At 39.3% G+C, this 387-nt stretch carries 1 pseudogene; it reads right to left on the bottom strand.

The features are described 5' to 3' along the window. Positions 1–387, bottom strand: a pseudogene (locus tag J3492_RS13065) (RNA-guided endonuclease InsQ/TnpB family protein); the annotation flags it as partial.

The following is a 387-nucleotide window of genomic DNA, read 5'->3' as shown; positions in this document are numbered from 1 at the left end:
GATTACGACTGTCTTGTACTATCTCTAAGGTGTTAATTTGATATAGGCTTAGGTTGTAACTATCGAATACATCAATGATGAGCTTTTGACCTTTAGAGAGCGATAGTTGAAGGGTTGATTTAAGTGCTTTCTTTCCCGTTTGTCTTGTGCTTAGGTATTTGATAGCAGACTTTTTAAAAGGTATCCAGCCTAGGCTTTTGCGTTTTGCATCGGGTCGGTTGGTTCGCCAATTTAGTTTGGCTTTTTTAAATTGCTTACGAGATTTGGCGTGAGTCTCGTTAATGGCTTGCAAGGTTTGGCTGTGCAAGCCTAAATACTCACCACTACCTTTGGTATACTCACTTAGATCATAAGCACTAAAAAACGTACCGGTACGTTTTAAATGCT

This window comes from Psychrobacter coccoides (genome assembly GCF_017498085.1).
GTDB classification, from domain to species: Bacteria; Pseudomonadota; Gammaproteobacteria; order Pseudomonadales; family Moraxellaceae; genus Psychrobacter; species Psychrobacter coccoides.
This window is presented reverse-complemented; position numbering and strand designations above follow the sequence as displayed.